Source organism: Streptomyces chartreusis NRRL 3882, from assembly GCF_900236475.1.
Taxonomy (GTDB): domain Bacteria; phylum Actinomycetota; class Actinomycetes; order Streptomycetales; family Streptomycetaceae; genus Streptomyces; species Streptomyces chartreusis_D.
This window is the reverse complement of sequence record NZ_LT963352.1, coordinates 2037222-2058438: the sequence shown is the minus strand read 5'-3', so window position 1 is coordinate 2058438 and position 21217 is coordinate 2037222. Positions and strand designations below refer to the sequence as shown.

Here is a 21217-nt window from a genome sequence, read left to right as displayed (position 1 = left end):
GTCGGCGATGGGTAATGAATTGAACCAGGAGCGTCAAGGCGCCTCGTCTCTGGTGATCGGTATCGACGCGGGCGGCACACGGACCCGTGCGGTGCTGGCGGCGGCGGACGACGGACGCCCGGTGGGCGAGGGCGCCGCCGGGCCGGGCAACGCCCTGACCGTGCCGCTGCCGCAGCTCACCGAGCACCTCGCCGAGGCCATCGGGCGGGCCGTGCCGGAGCCGGTCCGGGGCCGGGTCGTGGCCGTGGCCGGCGGTTTCGCGGGCGCGACGGACGCCGCCGCCGACGAGCCGGGGCGGCGCAACGCCCTGGCCGCCCTCACCGCCGCCCTGTGCAGCCTGGGCATCGACGCCGGCCCGCCGGTCATCGGCAGCGACATCGAGGCGGCCTTCGCCTCCGCCCCGGGCACACCGGCCGACGGTCTCGCCCTGGTGGCCGGTACGGGCGCGGTCGCCATGCGCATCACCGGACGCCGTGGCACCGCCACCGTGGACGGCGACGGCTGGCTCCTCGGCGACGACGGCAGCGGTTTCTGGATCGGCCGCGCGGCGGTACGGGCCGCGCTGCGCATGGCCGACGGCCGGGGCGCGCCGACCGCGCTGGCGGAGAAGGTGGGGCGAGAACTCGGAGTCCCGGCCGACGCGCTGCCCGGCGGGGCGTCCGGCGGCGTGGCCGGTGGCGCGGTACGCAGACTGTCCCCCGACGTGGTCCCGGGCACCGGGGAGAGCGCCTCGGGGGACGGGCAGCACGAGGCGGTGCCGCCGGTGGCCGGGCCGACCGCCGCGGGTGGGCGGTCGGCGGGCCCCGGGCGATCCGGAGGGGGCGGGGTCGCGGGTGGGCGGCCGGCTGGTCCGGGGGAGACCCCGGTGGCTGGGGTCGCTACCGGTGGCGCCGGGTCTGGGGAGGGCGCGCCGCGTGACGGGGGGCATGAGGCGGTGCCGCCGGTGGCCGGGCCGACCCCCGCGGGGGAGCGGCCGACGGGTTCGGGGCAGACCGGAGCAAGTCGGGCCGCAGGCGGAGGGTCGGCGGGCCCGGGGCGGGCCGATGTGGCCGGGGCTGCCGGTGAGCGGTCGGCTGGGCCGGGGGAGTCCGGTGTGGCCGGGGCTGCGGGCGGGCGGTCGGCCGGGCCGGGGGAGACCCCGGCGGCCGGGGGCGTGAGCGGCGCGGCCGGGTCTGTGGAGGGCGCGTCGCGTGATGGGCGGCCTGAGGGTGTGCCGCCGGTGGACGGCTCGGCCACTGGGGGTGAGCGGCCGGCGGGGACCCCGCAGGCCGGAGTGGCCGGAGGTGCGGGCGGAGGGTCGGTGGACCCGAGGCAGACCGGTGTGTCCGGGGGCCCCGTGCAGACCGGCGTGGGCGGAGGTGTGGCCGGTTCTCCGGCCGTGGGGCGGCGGCCCCTTCCGCCCCACGATCACGTCCACTGGTCCCGCCCGCACCGCGAGGCCTACCGCAGGCATGTGCTGCCCGCCGTCATGGCCGAGGCCCCGATCCGGCTGGCACGGCTCGCGCCGCTGGTCGTCGCGGCGGCCCGGGACGCCGAGGACCCGGTCGCCCTGGCGATCCTCGACGAGGCGGCGGACCACCTCACGGAGACCGTGCGGGCGTTGGAGCCGAGTCCCGGGGAGCGGGTGGTCGCCACCGGCGGGCTGCTCGGACCCGACGGGCCCCTCACCGACCGCCTCGCAGCCCGCCTCCACGCCCTCGGCCTGACCCTCGACTGGGTCCCCGACGGCTGCCGGGGCGCCGTCGCCCTGGCCCGTCTCGCCCACGGCGGCCGTACGTGACCGCCACCCGGCAGGGCACGCCCCTGTACCGCGATCCCACCGCCCCGGTCGACGTGCGTGTCCGTGACCTGCTCTCCCGTATGACTCTGCGCGAGAAGGCCGGCCAGCTCAACCAGCGGATGTACGGCTGGGACGCCTATCGCCGCACTCCCGACGGCGGCTTCGAGCTCACCGACGCCCTGTACGCCGAGACCGAGCGCTTCGCCGGACTCGGTGCGCTGTACGGACTGCTGCGTGCCGACGCCTGGTCCGGGGTCGGCCACGCCACCGGATCCGGCGCCGAGGACGGCGCCGAACTGGCCCACCTCGTCCAGCGCCACGTCGTCGAGCGCAGCCGGCTCGGCATCCCGGCCCTGTTCGTCGAGGAGGTGCCGCACGGGCACATGGCCCTCGACGGCACGGTCCTGCCCGTCAACCTGGCGGTCGGCGCCACCTGGGACCCCGGGCTGTACGAGCGGGCCGCCGCCCATGCCGCCGCCGAACTGCGCGCCCGCGGCGGGCATGTCGCCCTGGTCTCGGCCCTCGACATCGCCCGTGACCCGCGCTGGGGGCGGACCGAGGAGTGCTTCGGCGAGGATCCGTACCTGGCCGCCCGGCTGACCGAGGCGCTGGTGCGCGGCATGCAGGGCGCACCCGCCGAGTACGTCCCCGCCGACAAGGCCCCCGTCGTCCTCAAGCACTTCGCCGGGCAGGGCGCCACCGTCGGCGGCCGCAACTCCGCCGAGTCCGAGCTCGGGCTCAGGGAGCTGCACGAGATCCACCTCCCCGCCGCCCGTGCCGGGGTCCGGGCCGGAGCCGCCGCCGTCATGGCCGCCTACAACGAGGTCGACGGCCTGCCCTGCTCCGGGAACCGTGCCCTGCTCCACGAACTGCTCCGAGAACGCTGGGGCTTCCAGGGGCTCGTCATGGCGGACGGACTGGCCGTGGACCGGCTGGCCCGGATCACCGGGGACAAGGTCTCGGCAGGAGCCCTCGCGCTCAACTCCGGTGTGGATCTGAGCCTGTGGGACGAGGGCTTCACGCATCTGGAGACGGCGGTCGAGCGGGGTCTGGTGAGTGAGGCCGCTCTCGACGAGGCCGTGGCGCGCGTCCTGCGGCTGAAATTCCGCCTGGGACTGTTCGAAGATCCCTACCGCACCTGCCCGTTGCCGCCCCCGGCCGTCGGGCGGCACGTGAGCACCGCCGTCGCCCGCGCCGCCGTCACCCTCCTCCGCAACGACGACGGCGTGCTGCCCCTGTCCACGGCGACCGTCTCCCGTATCGCCGTCCTGGGCCCGCACGCCGACACCGTCGCCCACCAACTGGGCGACTACACCGCCCCGCAACGGCCCGGCACCGGCACCAGCGTCCTCGACGGGCTGCGGGGGCTCGCCCCGGCCGGGATCGACATCCGCCATGCCCGGGGCTGCGCCCTCACCGGCGGCGACCTGTCGGGCATCCCCGAGGCGATTGCCCAGGCCGCCGCCTGCGATGTCGCCGTGCTGGTGCTGGGCGGCAGCAGCGCGCGCTCCGCCGGGACCGAGTTCGACGCCAACGGGGCCGCGCGCACCGCCGTGTCCGAGATGACCTGCGGCGAGGGCGTCGACCTGGCCGGGCTGCGGCTGGGCGACGCACAGTACGCGCTCCTGGAGGCCGTCGTCGCGACGGGGACGCCGACAGCGGTCGTGCTGATCCAGGGCCGCCCGCACGTCGTGCCCGACACGGCGGCGACGCTGCTCACCGCCTTCTACCCCGGCCCGTGGGGCGGTGCGGCGATCGCCGAAGTGCTGCTCGGACTCGCCGAGCCCGTCGGCCGGCTGCCGGTCTCCGTGCCCCGTTCCGCGGCCCAGCTCCCCGTCTACTACAACCACAAGGACACCGAGTACGGCGGCTACGTGGACGACCGCGCCGAGCCGTCGTACTCCTTCGGGCACGGACTGTCGTACACGAGCTTCGCGTACGGTCCGCCGCGGCTGTCAGGGCACGGTGTCGAGGCCGACATCACCAACACGGGCCGGCGCCCTGGCCGTTCCGTCGCCCAGCTCTATCTGCGCCGGCTGCGGACCCCCGTCTGGCCGCGCACGCTGGAACTGCACGGATTCCGGGCCGTCGACCTGGCGCCGGGCGAGACCCGCACCGTCACGTTCCCGCTCGGCGCCGACCTCGCCGCCGCCGTTCCGCCCGGCACGGTGGTCGAGTTCCGCGTCGCGGAATCCGCGCGGGCGGCCCTGACCGCCGTACCGACTCAGAGCTTCACGGCCCCCGAGGAAACCCCCTTGTAGAACCACCGCTGGGTGATGACGAACAACACCAGCACGGGGATCACGGAGATCACCGAGCCCGCCATCACCATCCGCTGGTCGTAGCCGAAGGACGAGCTCTGGAGCCGTGCCAGGCCCAGCGTCAGCGTGAAGTGGTCCTCGGTCCGCAGCACGATCAGCGGCCACAGGAAGTCGTCCCAGGCGCTGATGAAGGTGTTGATGGTGACGACGAGGATGGCGCCGTAGGCGGACGGCAGATACAGGTACCGGAAGCGCTTCCACTCGCCCGCCCCGTCCAGCATGGCCGCGTCCTCGATCTCGCGCGGCACGGCGAGGAACGCGGCCCGCATGATGAGGACGTTGATCGCGGCGACGAAGCCGGGCAGCCAGACGCCCACCAGGTTGTCGACCAGGCCCATGTCCCGGATGCTGAGGAACAGCGACACCATGATCGACTCGAAGGGGAACATCATGGACGCCAGCAGCACGATCCACACCAGCTTGCGGCCCTTCCAGCCGGGCTTGGACAGCATGTAGCCGGCCATGGTGGAGAAGACGAGCTGGCTGGTGATGGACAGCAGGGCGACGAACACGCTGTTCCTGATGTACGTCCACACCGGCACCTGGTCGAAGACCTCGCGGTACGCCCGCAGCGACGGGTGGTGGGGGATCAGTGAGGCGCCCGCCCCGAAGACGTCCTCGCCCGCGCCCTTGAGGGACGACAGCAGCTGCCACAGCAGCGGGCCGACGGTGATGAAGAGGACGAACACCAGCAGCAGGTAGCGGACGACCAGTTCGCGCGGTCGGCCGTAGTCCCGCCAGCGGGGCATCAGACGTCGGCGCTTGTCGACGGCGGTCGTCATGCCTCGTCCTCCTTCGTCAGGCGCTGGGCGAGCAGCGTGAGGCCAAGGGTCAGGGCGAACAGGGCGACACTGACCGCCGCGCCGTAGCCGGCGTTGCCGGTGAGCGGGTCGAGGCCGACGTCGCGGATGTAGAACGGCAGCGTGCGGTCGGCGCCGCCGGGGCCGCCGGTGGAACCGCCCAGCATGTAGATCTCGGTGAAGACCCGCAGGGAGCCGATGCCGGTCAGCGTGCCGACCAGCATCATCGACTGGCGCACACCGGGGACGGTGACGTGCCAGAAGCGGCGCACCGGGCCCGCCCCGTCCACGGCCGCCGCCTCGTGCAGTTCCCTGGGGACGTTCCCGAGGGCGGCCAGGTAGAAGATCATGTACCAGCCGAGGCCCTTCCACAGGGTCAGGCCCATCGCCGACAGCAGGATCAGCCAGGAGTCGGACAGGAACGGGATGGCCTCGCGGATGATGTGGGCCTTCTGGAGCCAGGTGTTGACCAGTCCCTGGTCGCTCAGCAGCCACTGCCAGCTCAGGCCGACCACCACGCTGGAGGCGAGGACCGGCGTGTAGAACGCCGAGCGGAAGAAGCCGATGCCCGGCAGGTTCTTCTCCACGAGGATCGCGAGCAGCAGCGGCAGCAGCACCATCAGCGGGACGACGAACAGCGCGTACAGCAGGCTGTTGCGGGTGGCCAGCCAGAAGTCCGGATCGCTCAGCATCCGGCGGTAGTTCTCCAGGCCGACGACGTCGTACGCCCCGCCGAGCGGCTTGGCGTCGGTGAAGGAGACGACGACCGTGTTGAGGAACGGGAAGACCCCGAACACGGTCGCGCCGACGATCGCCGGGGTCATCCACAGCCAGGGCAGCCACCAGCGGCGGTAGAGCGCCGCGCCCCCCGCGTCGGCGCTCGGGCCGGGCAGGACGAAGCGGAGGGCGCGGCGCAGGGGCCCCGGCGGACGGTGCGAGGGGGAAGCGCCGGGGCGTCGGGCGCCCGCACCCGGGGGGACGGGGACGGGCGCCTTGTGGACGGTCGGTTGGGTCATCCTCAACTGCCCTGTTCGATCAGCTGGTTCGCCTTGGACTGGGCCTCCTTCAGAGCGTCCTCGGCGCTCTTCTTGCCCTGCATGGCCAGCTGGATCTGGGCCGAGATGGCGTTCAGCTCACCGGGCGTCAGCGCGATCTCGTCGGCCGTGGCGGTCTTGCGGTCACTGGCGACGATCTTGCGGGCCTCGGCGAAGGGGTCGTCGCCCTTGACCGACTGGAAGAACGGGTCGTTCAGGGAGGCCGTGGTGGACGGGAAGATGACGACGTTCGGGTCCTTGGCCCACTCCAGCTGGTTCTTCGCGTTGGTCAGGAACTGCGCGAAGGCCAGTGCCGTCGAGGCGTTCTTGCTGGTGGAGGCGACGCCGATGTACTGCGGGGCGCCGACGGTGTGGCCGAGGGCGTCCAGCATGTAGCGGGCCACACCGGTCTTCTTGTAGACGCTCGGGTTGTTCTGCTGGATGAACCGCAGGAAGTTGGGGTTGGTGGGCCCGTAGACCAGCTTGCCCTGGCCGTAGACGTTGGCCGGGTCCTGCGTGTTGGACAGGGAGTCCCTGGGCATGCCGCCGGCCTTGTAGAGCTTCGTCATGGCCTCGACCCACTGGACCGTCTTCGGGTCGTCGGCGAAGGTGAACTTCTTGCCGTCCTCGGACAGGACCTTGATGCCCATCTGCTGCCAGTCGGCGGGGATGCGCAGCTGCGGGTTGGCGAGGAAGGCGTAGTACTTGCCGTCGGAGACCTTGGCTATCTTCTCCGCGTCGTCGAACAGGCCGAGCACGGTCGTCGGAGGTTTGGCCGGGTCCAGGCCCGCCTTCTTCATCAGGTCGGTGTTGAAGGTCTGCACGATGCCGCCGGAGTACCAGGGCAGCACGCTGTGCACCTGCTTGCCGTCCGCGTCGGCGTACATGCTGGACTTCCACATCGCGGGGGTGAACGGCTTGCCCGCGTCCGGTGCCTTGTCGTCCAGGTTCAGCAGGTAGCCGTTCTTCGTCAGGGCCACCGCCGTGTTGACGTTGATGTTCACCACGTCCGGCAGCGTGCAGCCCTGTGCGTCGGCGACCAGACGCTGGGTGAAGGTGGCGTCGCCCGGGTCGTCGATCCAGTTGACCTTGGTGCCGGGGTGGGCCTGCTCGAAGGCGTCGATGACGCCGTTGAAGTACTTCCCGAAGTCCTTCTTCAGGTTGGTGGTCTGGAAAGTGATCTTTCCCTTGACGTCTCCGGAGAGCTTGCCGGAACCGACGTTGCCCTTGTCGACCTTGCAGCCGCCGGCCGTGGCGCCGCCGCCGTCGGAACCCCCGCCGGACAGACCGCAGCCGGCGGCCGTCAGTGTCAGGACGACCAGACAGGTCAGGGATCCGGTGAGTCCGCTTGCGCGCATTGCTGCCCTCCTGGGACCAGTCTTCGCTGGATCAAATCACCAAGTTGGACTTCGATTGATGAAAAGGTGGACCAGAATTCATCGGAGGTCAATGGTTTGCCGTGTTGCTGTTCGGTTGCGTACGGCGATCAGTGCCGGTGCTCGTGGTCCGGCTGAGAGGGGTCGCCGGGGTGCTCGTGGCCTTCGGCGTACACGACGTCGGCTCGGGCCCGGTCGAGCCAGTCGAAGAACGCGCGGCGGGCCGCGGCCTGCCGCAACTGCTGTGCGATGCCGTCGCGGACGTGCTCGTAGGGCCGGATGTCCGAGGGGGCCGGGTCGTCATAGGGGTCGACGCCGCGCCGTAGGGCATCGGGGGTGAGGTAGCGGTCTCGGTTGCGGTCGTAGTAGTCCCGTACGGCCGTCTCGGGGATGTGCTGCTCGCGTTCCAGGTCGGCGAGCAGGGCTCGGGCGGCGGGGGAGTGGGCGAGGGCTGCCGCGATGATGCTGCCCAGGTCGGCGACGTCGGTTTCCGGGACGGTGAGCAGTTGCATCGGCAGGACGTCGTCCGGTGGGGCCAGGCGGCGTGCTGCGCAGGCGCGGCGGGCGAGTGCGTCGGTGACGATGACCTGCGTGGCCCAGCGTCGCCGTTGGCGTTCTGCGCGGGCGGAGAGTGCCGCGGTGTGTTGTCGTGCGTGTGCGGCGGCGTGGTGGTTGCTCGCGCGGTTCCCCGCGCCCCCAGGGAGACCGGCGCTCAGGAAGGTCTCCACGTGCTGCTTCGGGATCCGTTCTCCACGGACGCTCGCCGCGTAGTCCTCCGTCATGGCGTCACCTCCAGCTCCACCGCCTTCGTGTAGGCCACGCAGCCGTGCCAGGCGAGCTTCGCCATCAGCCAGTACGAACCCGGGGGGATCGCGTCGCCGTCCACCTCGATCGCGCACTCCTGTCGCTCCCCGCCGGGCACCGTGAAGCCCTGGCAGGCCGGGGTGACTCCGGGCCACGTGCCCCAGGAGGACACGGCCCACAGGGTGCCGTCGACGGGGCCGCGTGTGGGGTTCCGCAGGGTCACGGGGACCCGGGCCCGTTCCCCCCGGCGCACGGACACCCGCTCGACTCCCAGATCGGTCACCAGAGTCGGGCCCGTGTGCCCGCCCGGCACGTCCAGGGCCACCACGTCCTCGTACGTCTGGCCGCCGTGCGAGAGCCGCGCGGCGAGCCAGTGCCGGCCGGGGGTGGCGTCCTGCGTGGGTGTCACCGTGACGTCCGTGAGGGTGAAGCCGCCGGGGGCGAGGTGGTAGGGCAGTTCGGCGGGTTCGGTGGTCCAGCCGGGGGGTGTCTCGAAGGTCACCGTGCCCGACACGGGCGCGTCGGTCAGCTCCGAGCCGACCCGGACCGTCGCGGTGACCGGGCCGTCGGCGGTGAGGGCGGTGGGGGAGAGGTACACGGCGACCGGCATGTTGCCGCGTGGTGCGGGGCCGGAGTTGTGGAGCCAGTAACGGGTGGCGACCGGCTGGGCGGGCTCGTGGGCGTCGATGCCCGGGCCGACCGTGCCTTCCGGCGCGTGGGCCGGTGTGGCGAGGAGGGTGGCGACCTCGAAGCCGGTCAGGTCGGCTTCGAGGCCGCCGGTCTCGTCCGGGGCGAGGGGCGCCCCGGGCCTCTCCAGCACGTCGGCGCGGGCGCCCGCAGCCCATGCCACCGGCCCGGCGACCCGTGCCCGTACCGGCCGGCCGTCGACCTCGTGCACGCGGACGACGAGGCCCCGTCCCGGATCCACGGGTGCCGCGCTGCCCCGGGCCAGCGGGGAGCCGAGCGGCTTCAGCGCGTCGAGCAGCACCTCGCCGGCGGGTTCCAGGCCGAGCAGGGCGGCCTTCCTCGGCAGCGCACCGGAGGACTGCCGCAGCCGTGCCGTCAGCGGACGGTTGTACGCGTGGCCCGCCTGCGGCAGCCGCAGTTCGCGCCAGTCGCCGGTGCCCGCGACGACGGCGTACTCGAAGGTGTGGGACCAGCGCTGGAGCTGGAACCCCGAGCCGTCCGGAGCGGTGCGGCGCGGCGGGTCCACCCAGATCCCGGACGGCCAGCCGGTGCAGGAGCGCATCAGGGACATGTAGAGGTCGCCGGAGGAGGTGACCACGCAGCCGGGCGTGCCGCGGTTGAGGATCGCGAAGCTGCGGCCGTCCCAGGCGTCGCCGGGCGGCAGGGCCTCGCCGCCGCCGGCGGCCGTGGCCGTCACCGTGAAGTCGTCCAGGTCGGTGACGATCGCGTCGACCGCCTTGGCGTCGTCCTCGGGGCGGGCGCCGGCCACCACCAGCAGCGGCAGGCGTTCCAGGTCGCGCAGATCGGCCCCGGGGATCCACTCCTCGCGCAGACAGGCGCGCGGCGCGACCCAGACGGCGGCCACGCGCCGTTCGGCCAGTTGGCGCCTCAGCTCCCGGCCGGCCGCCGGGTCCCAGCCGAGCGCCTCGGCGACCACGGCGTTGCGGTCGGGGCCGCCGACGGCGATCCGGAGGTCCGGGAGGTTGGAGTCGACCTCCAGGTCGCCGTAGCGCGGGCCGCCCGCGATCGTCGAGGTCGCCGTGACCCCGGCGCGGACCAGTGCCGCCGCGAGCGGGGTGCCCAGGTCGCCCGCGACGTCCCAGTCGGGGTACACGAGTTCGGCGACGCCGATCGAGCGGTGTCCGAGGAGCGTGCCGGAGTCGTCGTGGACGGCGACGCGGGCGGTGGAGCCGAGACCGAACCAGGTGTTGGCCGGGTTGTCCAGCGTCCACGGGAACCGTTCGCTGTCCACCTCGACGAAGCCGAACCCGCGTCCGATCACCGCGTCCGCCACCTCGTGCACCGGCAGCCCGCCGCGTACGTCCGAGGGCCAGCGCACCCGGATCAGCCGGTCCGCGCCGTCGTACCCGTCGACGGTCGTCGTGACGTCGAGCCGGTCGACGCCCTGCCACAGGGTGAGCCGCTGGGTGTAGCGGAAGAGGCCGAGGTCGGCGGTGACGGTGACCCGGGAACCGGCGGGGGAGTGCTCGACGCGCACCTCGGCGGTCACGTCCCGGCTGCGGGCCGCGGTCGTGCCGGTCGGGGTGAGGTGCCAGGGCCCCTCGCCGAAGCGCGGATGCCTCGGGTACTCCTCCTGGACCACGATCTCGTTGCCGATGTCACCGGGGCGCAGCAGCTCCCGGCCGCCCTCGGCCAGGGCGCGCAGCCGGCTGACGCCGCCGCCGCGCGCCGGGTCGACCGTCACCTCGTAGAACTCGTTGCGGATGGTGAGGCCCTCGCCGGGCGCCCACCCGGGAGCGGAGCCCTCGGTGAGCGGGAGCGCGGTGAGGCCCATGCCGGGCACCTCCGGGACGACGACATGGAGCCGGCCGTCCTCCCGGACCGCGGGCAACCCCCGGGGTACGAGCCCCGGGTCCTCGACGGTCAGCACGTCACGGCGCTCCCAGGTCGCGGAGTTGAACACCACCAGGTCGGGGCCGTCGCCCGGGGCGACCTGGTCGGCCAGGGCCTGGGTCGCGTCGGCGTGGACGCTGCGGGCGAGGTCGTGCAGCTCCCGCCAGCCGGTCATCAGGTCGATGTAGACCTGGTCCGACTCCGAGCCGGTGATGGCGTCGTGATGGGCGCCGTAGACGAGTTGCCGCCAGGCCTTGTCCAGGGCCGCGTCCGGATAGGGGCGGCCGGTGACGAGGGAGGCGAGCGTCGCCCAGGCCTCGGCGTCGGAGAGGAGCGTCTCGCCGTACCGCTGGGCCTGCTTGGTGTCGATGTAGGAGACGTCCTTGCCGGTGTAGACCGGGTTCATGTCGCGGGTCTGGGGCGATGCCCTGCGGCCCTCCCTCTCCAGTTCCGCGCGCACGGCGGCGAAGAAGTCCCGGGGGATCGCGCTGACGAAGCGGGGCCAGACGTACCGGGCGTTCCAGTCGCGGTGGATGTCCATGACCCAGCGGCACGGCGGCGCGTAGTCCCCGCCCACCGGGAGCAGCACGTTGCGGGTGAGGGCGACCGGCTTGAGCCGCTGGAAGAGCCGGTACGCGGCGGCCTCCGCCTCGGGCAGGGTGGGGGCGTTGTCGATGGCCCAGCCGGCTCCGTAGTGGTTGACCATGTAGGCGGTGAGCAGGCCGCGTCCCGAGGGGGCGATCCAGTCGAACTCGGCCGGGAACTGCATCCGGCCCGGGTCCCTCGGCTCCTCGCCGAACACCGACAGCGTCGGCCCCCACTGGTGGAACGGCCCGCGCGCCCACGAACTGGAGCTGACCCCCGCGTCCGCCATCAGCCCCGGGAACTGCGGGTCGTGCCCGAAGGCGTCCAGCTGCCAGGCGGTCTGAGGGGACGCCCCGATGATGCCGCGCTGGAAGCCGTCGCCGTACAGGGCGTTGCGGATCGTCGCCTCGGCGCCGGTGAGGTTGGTGTTGGGCTCGTTGTAGGTGCCGCCCATGATCTCGACGCGGCCGGTGCGGATCAGCTGCCGCAGGAAGGCGCGCTCCTCCGGGAAGGCGTCCCAGTACGGCTTGAGGTAGTCGACCTCCGCGAGCACGAAGGTGTACGCCGGGTCGCGGCGGGCCAGGTCGCAGTGGGCCCGGACCAGGCTCATGCCGGACTGGCCGCGCGAGTCGAAGGTGCGGGCGGGCAGGCCGGTGGAGGCGGGGTCGTCGGCGACGTCCCAGGTCTCGGTGTAGGCGCCCTGGGTGTTCCACCAGACGGGGTCGTAGTGGAAGTGGCTGACCATGAACATGGTCCAGCCGGGCTCGGCCGCCGTGAACTCGCCGGCGCGGGTGGTGACTTCCTCGCCGTCCGCCGCGGTGACCGTGATCACGCGGCGGTCGCCGGGGACCAGGTCCTCGCCGGTGACGGGGACCTCCGCGCGCACGGTGCCGCCCTCGCCGACGGTGGCCTCGGTGGTGCCGGTGAGGCCCGGGCCCTCGACGGTGAGCCGTACGGTCCGGCCCGGAGTGTGGCTCAGCTCGACGGCCACCACCTGGCGCGGCTGCTCGGTGGTCCCGGTGAAGAGCTCGGTCGACTCGACAGAGGTGACGCGCATGGGGCTCCTACGAGTGCTCTGGGGGAGCCCCATCCTGCACGGCAGGAGTGATTCAAACAACCATCTTCACGTCAACTTGGTGGTTCATCCATGCACCCTCGGCCAGATCACCTGGCCCGCCGGGACTTCACGGCGTGCTGCGGGGTGATGTGGTCGGTCAGCGCCAGCGAGGCGCTCGCCCGCTGGTAGGTGAGCTGGGCGACCCGGACGTACAGGCAGTCGACCAGCATCAGGACGGAGTGCCGGCTGCTGATGCTCTCGGCCCGGAAGCTGGTCTCCGAGGAGGACGAGATGAGCCGGATGTCGGCGGTCCTGGACAGGGGCGAGCGCGGGTCGGTGGTCAGGGCGATCGTGGTGGCGCCGCGCTCCTTGGCCATCTCGAACGGTTCGAGGGTCTCGCGGGTCGCCCCGGAGTGGGAGATGCCGATGGCCGCGTCCGCGGGGGTGAGCAGGGCCGCGGAGGTGGCGGCCGCGTGCACCTCGGTCCAGCCGCGGACCGAGCAGCCGATGCGGAACAACCGGGTCTCCGTCTCCTGGGTCACCGCGCCGCTGCCGCCGACGCCGTAGACGTCGATGCGCCGGGCGCGGGCCAGGGCCTGGGCCGCGCGCTCGAGCGCGTCGAGGTCGATCCGGTCGATGGTCTGCTGGATGGCCCGCAGGTCAGCCGTGCCGACGACCTGGACGACCCGTTCGAGGCTGTCGTCCGGTGAGATGTCCGGGCCGATCTCGGCGGTCCCCCAGTCGGACACCTCGCCCCGGCCGCGCTCCTGGGCAAGTTCGATCAGCAGGTGCTGGTAGGAGTCCAGTCCGATGGCCCGGCAGAAACGGGTCACCGTCGCCTGGGAGGTGCCGGTGCGGCGGCCCAGCTCGGCGGCCGAGCAGTGGGTGACGGCGGCCGGATCCTCCAGGATCAGCTCGCCGACCTTCCGCAGGGACCCCGCCAGCCGGGGCAGCTCGGTGCGGATCAGTGTGGTGACGTCCGTGGGAGGCATGGAAAGAAGGTACCAGCCACCCTTCGGGGCGCGGATTGAATACCAGGACCCGGCAGCGGCGCCCGAACCGGACCGATTGAAGACCGGGTACCGGTGTGATTTATTGATTCATCGATGGTGAAGTGTAGGGTGATTCAATCCATCAGTGGGGAGTGTGTCGCGTGTCCGTCGAGTCTGTGAGCGCCCAGGGGTTCGCGCGGGAGAGCCTCGCCGTCCTCCAGCACGTCATCGAATCCGCCCAGGGCGACGTGGCCGCGGCCGCGGACCTGGTCGCCGAGTGCGTCCGCGCGGAGGGTGTCGTCCAGGCCTTCGGCACGGGCCATTCGCAGGCCCTCGTCCTCGAACTCGCCGGCCGCGCGGGCGGACTGGTCCCGACCAACCGGCTGAGCATCGCCGACCTCGTCCTCTACGGCGGGGAGGACCCGTCGGTCCTCGACGACCCGCTCCTCGAACGCCGGGCCGGGGTGGCCGCCCGGCTCTACGAGCTGGCCGCCCCGAATCCCCAGGACCTGTTCGTCGTCATCTCAAACTCCGGCGTGAACAACGTCATCGTGGAGATGGCCCTGCACGCCAAGGAACACGGCCACCGCGTCCTGGCCCTCACCTCCCTCGCCCACACCCGGGCCGTCCCCGCCGCCCATCCCAGCGGCCGGAAGCTCGCCGACATCGCCGACGTCGTCCTCGACAACGCGGCCCCGCGCGGTGACTCCCTGCTCGAACTCCCCGGCGGCGGCTCGGTCTGCGCCCTGTCCACGCTCACCGGCGTGATGCTGGTCCAGATGACGGTCGCCGAGGCGGCCGGCCGCCTCCTCGCCGCCGGTGAGCGCCCGCCGGTCTACGTCTCGGCCAACGTGCCCGGCGGCTTCGAGGGCAACCTGGAGCTGGAGAAGAAGTACGCGGGCCGCATCCGCCGCACGGCGAGCTGAACCGACAGGCCCGCACGGACGGCCGGGGTCCCTCGCCGGGGCCCCGGCCGCTTCATGTCACGTCACCGGTACCGGCGTCAGCGCGACGGCCAGCGGATACGCCCCGGTCGTGAGCGGCGCCCCGACGGCACCGGACGCCGTGTCGACCGGGACCAGGGCGCCCGCGTCGGCGGTGGTGACGTACGCCGTGCCGCCGTTCCAGTCCAGGGCGACGTCGAAGGCGGACCTGCCGACCGTCACCGCCTTGCCGGGGGCGCCGGTGACCGTGTCGACGGGCGTGACGGTGTCACCGGTGCTGGGACTGACCCACAGCGTCCGGCCGTCCGGCGACAGGGCGAGACCGTAGGCCTGGCCGGAGACCAGGAGGGTCGGCTCGGTGTCGTTCGTGGCCGTGTCGATCGGAGTGACCGTGGAGCCGCCGGAGTTCGACACGTACACCGTCCGTCCGTCGGGCGCGGCCACGATGTTGAAGGGACTCGGGCCCACGGGGACGGCGGCACCGGCCTTCCGGGTGGCCAGGTCGACCGGGGTGACCGTGTTGTCCTTGATGTTGGGCACGTAGAGCGTGCGGCCGTCGGGCGTGATCGCCATGTTCTCGGGCCCGTTGCCGACCCGGACGGACGGGCCCGCGGTGAGGGCCGACGTGTCGACGGGCTGGACCGTGCCGTCCCCGTAGTTGGCGACCCAGAGGGTGCGGCCGTCGGGGGTGAGCGCCAGCCCGGCGGGGACCCGGCCGACCGGGACCGTGGCGGTGACCTTCCCCTGCGCCACGTCGATCACGCTGACCGTGTTCGAGCCCTGGTTGGCCGCGTAGGCGGTGCGCCCGTCCGCACTCGTCACGACCTCACCGGGATTGGCGCCCACGGCGATCTCCGTCGTCTTCCTCGACGACAGGTCGACGGAACTCACCGACGCCCCACTGAAGTCGGCCGTCAGCGCCCGCGGCGTGCCGGTGCCGTCGGTGACCTGGACGGGCAGCGCGCGGGAGAGCACTCCGTCGCCCGTCACCACGACCGAACGCACTCCGGCGGTCGTGCCCTCCCGGGCCGTGACGGTGACGGTCGCGGACGCGCTGCCCCCGGCCGGGACGGTCGCGGTGCCCTCGGCGGGCGTGGCGGTGACCCCGTCGGGGACGGTCAGCTTCCAGGAGACCGTCCGGGCGGCGGAGTCGGAGAAGGAGAGAGTCAGCTCGGCGGAGCCGCCCGGCTTCAGGCTGACGGAACCGGGCGCGAACGTGGCGTCCACGCCCGGGTCGGGCGCGTTCTCGGTCATCGCCGTGTAGAGGAACCGGTCCATCACGCCCGGGGACACCTGCTGGGGGATCGCGTCGAGTTCCTTGCGCTCGGCCCTCAGCCGGTTCCAGTACGTGGTGACCGCCTCGGTGTCGCCCCGCTTGCCGGCCAGCAGCAGGTCGACGGCCGTCCGCCCCGCGGTGCCGTAGCGGCCGAGCTTGTCCAGCCAGGGCGAGGTCTCCTGGAGGAACCCGGGGTTGTCGAGGCGGGCGCGGAGCGCGCCGGGCGTGGCGGCCATGTCGGCGAAGTACGACCGGAGCGCGGCGGCGGCCCGGTCGAGGCCGGAGCCCCCGTCGTAGGCCTTGCGGAACCGGGTGATGAGCGCGCTGAGCGTGGGGGACTCGGTCGGGTCCAGCTGGGACGAGTAGTTGTTCTCGGCGAAGATCCGCAGCCACTTGGCCGCGGCCGGTCCGGCGAGGTCGCGGACCGAGGCCAGGAAAGCGGCCCGCGGGTCGTAGGCGTCCGGGTTCCACAGGTAGGCGGCGGAGGTGAACAGGGCGATCCGGCTCGCCTCGCCCTGGACCATCGGGTTGGCGGTCACCCCGGCCGCCGCCTTCGCCACGCCGGGCTCGCGGCCGGTGTAGGGGCCGAGCAGCAGCCGGCTGGTGACGTAGTCGTTCACCGGGTAGTTGTCCCAGACCAGGATCGGATGGCCGTAGACCTCACGGGCCTTCGCGACCTGGTCGGCGGTGATGGCGGGCGCGATCACCCCGACGCCGGTCCACTCCACGACCACGGACGCGTCCAGCTTCTCGCGCAGCGCCTTCTTGTAGGGGGAGTCGGCGAGGTCGGAGTACTCGGTGGGGACCATCTCCAGCGGTTCCAGGCCGGAGTGGGTCGCGGAGAAGTCCCGCCACACCCGGTTGAGCAGCTGGGCCTGGGCCGTCCCTGCGGCGGCGCCGCCCGTGCCGAACTCCCGCTCGTCGGCCGCGCAGTTCCACTTGGTGTAGCTGATGTCGTCCAGCGGGATCGCGAACGAGCGCACGCCGATGGCGTACAGCGAGTCCAGCTTGCGGGTGAGGGCGTCGGTGTCGGCGTCCGAGGAGTAGCAGACGGACAGTCCGGGCGAGAGCGCGTAGGTGAAGCGGACGTGGTTGGCGTCGGCGCGGTCGGCCAGTTCCCTGAGTCCCGCCAGCTCGGCTGGCGGGTACGCGTCGCGCCACCGGGCGCGCAGGTAGGGGTCGTCCTTGGGGGAGTAGACGTAGACGTTCTGCTTGGTGCGGCCGTAGAAGTCGAGCTGGCTCAGCCGCTCCGCGTGTGACCAGGGCGTGCCGTAGAAGCCCTCGATCACCCCGCGCAGCCTGGCTGTGGGCCAGTCCCGGACGGTCACCTCGGGCACGGTCCGGGGGACCAGTTGACGCAGGGTCTGGGCGGCGTAGAAGGTGCCGGTGCGGTCGGCGCCGGACAGGGCGAGGAGGGTCCGGCCGTCCTTGCGGCCGGAGGCGAGGACGTAGCCGCCGGAGGGCAGCCCGGCGGGGGACGGGGCGCCCAGCCGCTTCAGGGCGGAGGCCGTCGCGCCGTTCTCGCCTGGGCCGCCGAGGAAGACGGTGAAGCCGGCCCGCGCGGGCGGCTTCTCGACCGTCACGATCCGCTCGGCCCCGGCCTCGCTCAGGACCTTCTCGACAAGGTGCCGGGCCGACGGGTCGGTCCCGCGGCCGACGACCGCCACGACCCGGTCGGGGACGGTGAACCGGCCGGGCCCCGCGTGCAGGCTCTGCGGCTGTGGCCAGACCTGCGGCAGGGCGGTCTTCGAGGGCCGGGCCGGCGCGGCTGCCGCGCCTGGCACCGGTGGGAGGGCGAGGCCGGCGGCGAGCAACAGCGCGACGGCCGGCAGGCGTCCGAGTCGCCGGGGAGGTCTCACACGGGGACGACGGGGCCCAGGGGCTGGGAACACGGGTGCTCCTTCCGGATGCCGCGGGCAGCGACGGCCCGGGCCAGAGAGGATGAGGTGAATGGAGCCACCGAGTGATGTTAGAGATGCTGAATCGATCAATCAATGGGGGTGGCGCGGCCCCGGGGAAGCTCAGGGCCGGGCGAACTCGAACCACACGATCTTGCCGGTGCTGAGCCGGGCCGCGCCCCACCGCATGGCCAGCCTGCTGACCAGGTACAGCCCGCGCCCGTTCTCGTCCGTGGGCCGGGCGCGCCTCAGGCGGGGCAGTTCGGGCGCGTCGTCGCCGATCTCGCAGCGCAGCACGTCGGTGCGCATCAGGCGGAGGGTGACGGGCCGTGAGGTGTGGCGCACGGCGTTGGTGACGAGTTCGCTGACGAGCAGTTCGACGGAGTCGCCGAGGTCCTCCAGGTTCCAGCGGGACAGGGTACGGCGGGCCAGCCGGCGGGCCCGGCCGGGGGCGGAGTCCTCCGGCTCCAGGGACCAGTACGCCACGTCGCCGGGCGCGATGCCGTCGAAGCGGGCGGCGAGCAGCGCGATGTCGTCGTCCCGGTCGCCGGGGCCCACCATGTCGAGGACCTCGTCGCACAGGGCTTCCAGCGCGGGGGGCCGGTCGGGTCCGGCGAGCCGGCCGGTGGTCCCCGCCTTCTCGCGCAGCTGCTCTATGCCGGTCCACACATCGCGCAGGCGGGACTCGACCAGGCCGTCGGTGTACAGCAGCAGCGTCGCGCCCCCCGGGGCGTCGAGTTCGACCGCCTCGAAGTCGACGCCGCCGACGCCGATGGGGGCACCGGGCGGCATGCGCAGCACCTCGGCCCGGCCGCCCGGGTGGAGCAGGACGGGCGGCGGGTGCCCGGCGTTGGCGATGGTGATGCGGTGCGCGACCGGGTCGTAGACGGCGTACAGGCAGGTCGCCATGTGCTCGGCGCCGAGGCGCTGGGCCTGTTCGTCGAGGTGGTGCAGGACCTCTTGCGGCGGCAGCCCGAGGCCGGCGAGGGTCTGGGCGGTGGTGCGCAGCTGGCCCATGATGGCCGCGGAGGTCATGGAGTGGCCCATGACGTCGCCGACGACCAGGGCGACCCGGCTGCCCGGCAGCGGGATGGCGTCGTACCAGTCGCCGCCCACCCGGGCCGATTCGGCGGCGGGCAGGTAGCGGGCGGCGAGACGGATGCCGGGTGGGCTGGGCAGGGTCTCGGGCAGCATCGTGCGCTGGAGTTCGTCGGCTATGTGGGCCTCGCGGCCGTAGAGCACGGCCTTGTCGATGCCGAGGGCGCTGTGGGTGGCGAGTTGCGCGGCGACGAGGAGGTCGTTGATCTCGAAGGGCCTGCTCTCGGGGCGGCGCAGGAACAGGGCCGCGCCGATGACGCGGCGCCGGCCGCGCAGTGGGGCGAGGATCGCGCGCTGCCCGTCCGGCAGGGCGAACGCGCCGCCGTCGCCGACCAGTTCGGACAGTGCGCCGCGGCCGGCGGGGGAGTCGGTGAACACCGGGCGCACGCCCCGCAGCACCTCGGCGAGATCGCTGCCCGGCCGGACCTCGCACAGTTCGGGCGCGGGCAGTCCCGGCTCGGAGGACGGGAGGGCGCCCGTGTCCTCCTCCGCCGGGGCGCGGTCGGCCCGGTGCAGCCGCAGGACCAACGGGCCGGTGGGCCGCTCGTCGCCGACCGGCAGCGGCTCGCGCAGACAGACGAGGATCCCGTCCGAGAAGCTGGGCAGGACGGCCCGGCACAGGCCCGCCACGATCTCGTCCAGATCCATGGCACGGCTGATCCGCCGCGTCGCGGCGCCCACGAACCGCAGCCGGTCCGCGTCCTGCCGCACCGGTCCGGCGGCGGCTCGCGAGGCCGGGGGCGGCGCCGGGTGCGGGACCGGCGATGCCCCGCGCACGCCGAGCGCGGCATGAGCCGACAGCTCGCCGAGCACCTGCCGGTCCTCCGCACGGAAGACGTCCCGTTCGGGACGCCGCAGGAACAGGGCGGCGCCCACCGTGCCGTCGGGTCCGACCAGCGGGACGAGGAGAACCCGGTCCCCCCGCGGCACCCGGGAGTCCGGCCCCAGCAGCTCGCGCAGGGCAGGATCCAGATCACCGGAGTCCCTGCCCAGCGCCTCACCGGCGTCCAGGACCTTCGCCAGGACACCGGACGGCGCCATCGGGACGGTGACCGGCGCCGGCCCGCCCAGCACTCCGCCGAGCCCGTCCTGCGGGCCGGGATGCCACAGCGCACCGGTGTCGTCCGGCCGGCCGTCCACCGGGGACGAGGCCGGGCCGGAGGGCTGGGCGGGGATGGGGGACCGGCGCAACCCGGTCCCGCTCAGCCGCAGTTGCGCCTGCGAGGCCGTCGGGTCCGCGGGGCCCGGCGCGGCGTCGAGATACACGACGAGGGCGTCCGCGACGGACGGCACCGTCGCCCCGCAGAGCTCCTCCAGTACCTGCGCCGGATGCTCGGCGCGCGCGACGCGACGGACCGCGTGGGTGAGAAAGCGCTTGGGGTCGGGCCGCATCGCCCACATCCTCCGCGAGGCCCCGGGTTCTGTCCAGCCGCACGCGGCAGCAGCCGAGGAAGTCGCACAGCCCGAGCGCCGTGCGCGGGGAAACCGGCTCCGTCCGGACCATTGACGCGGCGGTGGAGCGCCCCGACACTGGCGTGACTACGTAGTCATACCCGGCCCGTTCATCCACGGTGCCGTCCCTGACTACGTAGTCCACCCCCTTGTCACTCCCGGGAGCGCGCATGACCACGAGCGGAGCCGAAGGCCAACCGGCCGCCGGTGGGCGCCGGCGACGCGGCCCCGGGATGACCGAGGTCGCGCGGGCCGCCGGGGTGTCGCAGAAGACCGTGTCGCGGGTCGTCAACGGCGAACCGCACGTCAGCCCGGAGGTGCGCGACCGCGTCCTGAGGGCCATCCGCGACCTGGCCTACCGTCCCAACACCGCCGCCCGGGCCCTGCTCCTCGGCCGCTACCGCCGGATCGGAGTGGTCTCGCTGGGCAGTTCGCTCTACGGCCCCTCGACCCTGCTCATCGCCCTGGAGCGGGCGATGCAGCGCGCCGGCTACTCCGTCGCCCTGGCCAGCACCCTGGAGGGGCAGAGAGTCTCGGTCGCCGTGGACGCGTTGCTCGAGCAGGGCGTGGACGGGATCGTGCTGTCCGAGCCCATCGACGACGGCACGCCGCTCAAGCTGAGCGCGGACGTGCCGGTGGTCAGCCTCGGCGAGGGCGTCGAGCTGACGCCCGGGACCAGTGCCGTGGTCGGCGGCGACGGTGTCGCGGCGGCCCGGATCGCCACCGAGCACCTGCTCTCCCTGGGGCACCGCACCGTCTGGCACCTGCCCGGCCCGCAGAACTGGTGGGCCGCCCGCGACCGCCTGCGCGGCTGGCGCGAGGCCCTCGCCGCCGCCGGCGCACCCGAACCGCCCCTGCCGTCACCGGGCGACTGGAGCCCGGCCTCCGGCTACGCCGCGGGACGGCAGCTCGCCCGACTCTCCGACGTCACGGCCGTGTTCGCCGCCAACGACGACATGGCCATCGGCGCTCTGCGCGCGTTCGCCGACGCGGGCCGCGCCGTCCCCGGCGACGTGAGTGTCGTCGGCTATGACGACATTCCCGCCGCCGCCTACCTCGCCCCGCCGCTGACCACCGTCCGGCAGAACTTCGCCGCCGTCGCCGACCGCGCCGTCGACGTACTGATCGCCCTGATCGAGGGCCGCCCCGCCCCGGCCGGACAGCCGGGCCAGGCAGTCGAGTTGACCGTACGGGCCTCCACCGGGCCGGTACGCGACCAGGGGCCCGCGCACGCCCGCCCGTAGCCGCACCACGTGAGG

At 73.3% G+C, this 21217-nt stretch carries 12 protein-coding genes; 4 read left to right on the top strand and 8 right to left on the bottom strand.

Going from position 1 to position 21217, the window contains the following annotated elements; translation table 11 throughout:
- Positions 1–7: 7 nt before the first annotated feature.
- Positions 8–1780: a BadF/BadG/BcrA/BcrD ATPase family protein gene (locus SCNRRL3882_RS42390; protein WP_324604435.1), complete on the top strand. Its 1773-nt coding sequence runs from the start codon at positions 8–10 to the stop codon at positions 1778–1780.
- Between the two features lie 80 nt (positions 1781–1860).
- The gene (locus SCNRRL3882_RS09145) at positions 1861–4041 is read left to right on the top strand and encodes a glycoside hydrolase family 3 N-terminal domain-containing protein (protein ID WP_078602737.1); all 2181 of its coding nucleotides are present in this window, start codon (positions 1861–1863) and stop codon (positions 4039–4041) included.
- On the opposite strand, the gene SCNRRL3882_RS09140 is transcribed toward SCNRRL3882_RS09145, so the two are convergent.
- The 6 genes from SCNRRL3882_RS09140 to SCNRRL3882_RS09115 all read right to left on the bottom strand — a co-directional run bounded on the left by SCNRRL3882_RS09140 (position 4005) and on the right by SCNRRL3882_RS09115 (position 13290).
- The gene (locus SCNRRL3882_RS09140; protein ID WP_010034111.1) at positions 4005–4883 is read right to left on the bottom strand and encodes a carbohydrate ABC transporter permease; all 879 of its coding nucleotides are present in this window, start codon (positions 4881–4883) and stop codon (positions 4005–4007) included. The two genes, SCNRRL3882_RS09145 and SCNRRL3882_RS09140, sit on opposite strands and share 37 nt — an antisense overlap.
- Positions 4880–5917: a carbohydrate ABC transporter permease gene (locus SCNRRL3882_RS09135; RefSeq protein ID WP_010034112.1), complete on the bottom strand. Its 1038-nt coding sequence runs from the start codon at positions 5915–5917 to the stop codon at positions 4880–4882. Before SCNRRL3882_RS09135 ends, SCNRRL3882_RS09140 begins: the two co-directional genes overlap by 4 nt.
- A 2-nt stretch (positions 5918–5919) precedes the next feature.
- A complete protein-coding gene (locus SCNRRL3882_RS09130) occupies positions 5920–7293 on the bottom strand; it encodes an ABC transporter substrate-binding protein (RefSeq protein WP_010034113.1) in 1374 nt (457 codons plus the stop codon).
- A 128-nt stretch (positions 7294–7421) separates the two neighbouring features.
- Positions 7422–8093: a hypothetical protein gene (locus tag SCNRRL3882_RS09125; RefSeq protein WP_010034114.1), complete on the bottom strand. Its 672-nt coding sequence runs from the start codon at positions 8091–8093 to the stop codon at positions 7422–7424.
- Entirely contained in the window at positions 8090–12298 is a 4209-nt protein-coding gene (locus tag SCNRRL3882_RS09120; protein WP_010034115.1) for an NEW3 domain-containing protein, read from the bottom strand. The genes SCNRRL3882_RS09125 and SCNRRL3882_RS09120 overlap by 4 nt, the downstream gene beginning before the upstream one ends.
- A gap of 107 nt (positions 12299–12405) precedes the next feature.
- Entirely contained in the window at positions 12406–13290 is an 885-nt protein-coding gene (locus SCNRRL3882_RS09115; protein WP_010034116.1) for a MurR/RpiR family transcriptional regulator, read from the bottom strand.
- 161 nt (positions 13291–13451) lie between these two features.
- Between SCNRRL3882_RS09115 and SCNRRL3882_RS09110 the strand changes: the two genes are divergently transcribed.
- On the top strand, positions 13452–14216 hold the full coding sequence (locus SCNRRL3882_RS09110; protein ID WP_010034117.1) for a sugar isomerase domain-containing protein: 765 nt from the start codon (positions 13452–13454) through the stop codon (positions 14214–14216).
- Between the two features lie 57 nt (positions 14217–14273).
- Here SCNRRL3882_RS09110 and SCNRRL3882_RS09105 read toward each other — a convergent pair whose 3' ends face one another.
- Both SCNRRL3882_RS09105 and SCNRRL3882_RS09100 read right to left on the bottom strand, forming a co-directional pair.
- Complete coding sequence (locus SCNRRL3882_RS09105) at positions 14274–17369, bottom strand: beta-N-acetylglucosaminidase domain-containing protein (RefSeq protein WP_231911109.1); 3096 nt, start codon at positions 17367–17369, stop codon at positions 14274–14276.
- A 162-nt stretch (positions 17370–17531) separates the two neighbouring features.
- On the bottom strand, positions 17532–19898 hold the full coding sequence (locus SCNRRL3882_RS09100; RefSeq protein ID WP_331852816.1) for an ATP-binding SpoIIE family protein phosphatase: 2367 nt from the start codon (positions 19896–19898) through the stop codon (positions 17532–17534).
- 293 nt (positions 19899–20191) lie between these two features.
- Here SCNRRL3882_RS09100 and SCNRRL3882_RS09095 point away from each other — a divergent pair, with 293 nt between their 5' ends.
- Positions 20192–21202 carry a LacI family DNA-binding transcriptional regulator gene (locus SCNRRL3882_RS09095; protein ID WP_010034128.1) on the top strand — a complete coding sequence of 337 codons (1011 nt, stop codon included), beginning with the start codon at positions 20192–20194 and terminating at the stop codon, positions 21200–21202.
- Positions 21203–21217 lie beyond the last annotated feature (15 nt).

Coding starts and splice junctions, on each gene's coding strand:
- SCNRRL3882_RS42390 (WP_324604435.1), top strand. CDS start 8: ATGGGTAATGAATTGAACCAGGAGCGTCAAGGCGCCTCGTCTCTGGTG.
- SCNRRL3882_RS09145 (WP_078602737.1), top strand. CDS start 1,861: ATGACTCTGCGCGAGAAGGCCGGCCAGCTCAACCAGCGGATGTACGGC.
- SCNRRL3882_RS09140 (WP_010034111.1), bottom strand. CDS start 4,883: ATGACGACCGCCGTCGACAAGCGCCGACGTCTGATGCCCCGCTGGCGG.
- SCNRRL3882_RS09135 (WP_010034112.1), bottom strand. CDS start 5,917: ATGACCCAACCGACCGTCCACAAGGCGCCCGTCCCCGTCCCCCCGGGT.
- SCNRRL3882_RS09130 (WP_010034113.1), bottom strand. CDS start 7,293: ATGCGCGCAAGCGGACTCACCGGATCCCTGACCTGTCTGGTCGTCCTG.
- SCNRRL3882_RS09125 (WP_010034114.1), bottom strand. CDS start 8,093: ATGACGGAGGACTACGCGGCGAGCGTCCGTGGAGAACGGATCCCGAAG.
- SCNRRL3882_RS09120 (WP_010034115.1), bottom strand. CDS start 12,298: ATGCGCGTCACCTCTGTCGAGTCGACCGAGCTCTTCACCGGGACCACC.
- SCNRRL3882_RS09115 (WP_010034116.1), bottom strand. CDS start 13,290: ATGCCTCCCACGGACGTCACCACACTGATCCGCACCGAGCTGCCCCGG.
- SCNRRL3882_RS09100 (WP_331852816.1), bottom strand. CDS start 19,898: ATGCGGCCCGACCCCAAGCGCTTTCTCACCCACGCGGTCCGTCGCGTC.
- SCNRRL3882_RS09095 (WP_010034128.1), top strand. CDS start 20,192: ATGACCGAGGTCGCGCGGGCCGCCGGGGTGTCGCAGAAGACCGTGTCG.